Source organism: Salinivibrio socompensis S35, assembly GCF_000513715.1.
GTDB lineage: Bacteria > Pseudomonadota > Gammaproteobacteria > Enterobacterales > Vibrionaceae > Salinivibrio > Salinivibrio socompensis.
Genome location: NZ_AQOD01000243.1, coordinates 1 through 1633 on the forward strand (window position 1 = coordinate 1; position 1633 = coordinate 1633).

At 48.1% G+C, this 1633-nt stretch carries 1 protein-coding gene and 1 pseudogene; one reads left to right on the forward strand and one right to left on the reverse strand.

Translation table 11 applies throughout. The annotated features are described in order from the left end of the window. Positions 1–256: 256 nt before the first annotated feature. On the forward strand, positions 257–1450 hold the full coding sequence (locus DZ54_RS0117385; protein WP_025675507.1) for an IS4 family transposase: 1194 nt from the start codon (positions 257–259) through the stop codon (positions 1448–1450). 39 nt (positions 1451–1489) lie between these two features. Here the strand turns inward: DZ54_RS0117385 and DZ54_RS25115 are convergent. Then, positions 1490–1633: pseudogene (locus DZ54_RS25115) on the reverse strand (IS256 family transposase); the annotation flags it as partial.

Genomic DNA, 1633 nt, shown 5'->3' on the forward strand with positions numbered 1-1633 from the left:
TGATAGTGCGGATCTGACCATGGCTGCATTGCTTGAACATTACAAATCCCAAACAAAAGTAGAGCGCGGTTTTCGTTTTTTGAAAAGCCCAGAGTTCTTAACGTCTTCGATCTTCTTGAAAAAACCTCAACGCATTGAGGCCTGATGGCTCCCCACTTCTTACATAGAATAATTAGTGAGATAGGATAAAAAAGGTAGTCAGATCCATGATAATCGGCGATTATGGGTCACTACAACACAAAAAGCGCCAACCACCATGAATCTAGCCAGTATTCTACACTCTTTTTTCCTGATGTCCGAGTTCTCTGCCATCAAAGATAAACGACGCATCAACGCTGTCCTCGATTGCACCGATGCCTTGAATGAAAGTGACACACTGACGTTAACCGGAGTCGGTCGCGGTATGAAGCGTACACAAACCAGGGTTAAGCACAGTATTAAGCGGGTCTGCCGCCTACTGGGTAACCGGCATCTTCAGCGGGAAAGAGCGAGTGTGTATGCCTTCGTGAGTCACTTTTTACTCAGGAACATTCAGCATCCAATCATTATTGTGGACTGGTCCCCGGTGAATCATGTCGATAAGCAGATCATTCGGGCAACGATCCCTGTAGGAGGAAGAGCATTTACCCTCTATGAAGAAGTTCATCCAGAGAGCCAACTTGCCTCTTCGAAGGTTCACAAGGCATTTATTCGCCGCCTAGCGATGATGATCCCCGAAGGGGTGCTCCCCATCGTCACCACCGATGCTGGTTTTAAAGTGCCGTGGTTCAAACCTGTAGAAGAGCAAGGTTGGTATTGGCTCGGCCGAGTCCGAGGTAACAGCCATATCCAGGTTGGTGGCCAATGGCATGAAGCCGATGGACTGTTCGGACAAGCCCAACTTAAACCGCGCCAGTTAGGCGCTGCAAGACTCACAAAACAACATAAACATGCTTGCCAGGCAGTGCTCTACCGGAAGAAGCTTAAAGGCCGAAAAGCGAAGAACTGGAGTGGCTCACCTAAACGAGATACCGCCAGTCGTGTCCATGCCAAAGGAGGAAGAGAGCCCTGGCTGTTGGTCTCAAACCTGCCTGAAGAAAGCTGGGGTGCTGAACGCCTTGTCGCGTTATATACACAACGGATGACTATTGAAGAAGGCTTTCGAGATACAAAGAACGAGCGATTTGGTTTATCACTTAACTTTAGTGGTAGCCATTGCCCTAAGCGGGTTGAGATCTTATTGCTGATTGCGATGCTGAGTCAATTTGGCCTTCTCATTCTGGGAAAGGTGGGTTACATGAAAGGTTACTACAAAGACTTTCAGGCTAATACCATTCGAACCCGCCGGGTTCTGTCCTATTTTTTCCTGGGGAGGGAGCTGGTTGGACGAGAAGGATATGGGTACAGAGTGAGGGATCTGGCTTTAGCGGTTGGAGGGCTGAAGGCAATGGCAGCGGGAGAGCTCAGGTGAAAAAAAGGAGGGTGTTCAATATTCTGTGTCAGCTAAAAATCATAGCGCGATGTGATCATCCAGTCGACCCTCAAAATGGATTGCCAACTGCGACAGTGTGAGGTTCCAATTCTGCACCGGATGTGTCCATCGCTCAGACGCTTTTAGTATCCCTGCATACAATAATTTCAGCAAACTATTTTA

Excerpts from the sequence above, each read along its gene's own strand:
- DZ54_RS0117385 (WP_025675507.1), top strand. The coding sequence starts at position 257 with ATGAATCTAGCCAGTATTCTACACTCTTTTTTCCTGATGTCCGAGTTC.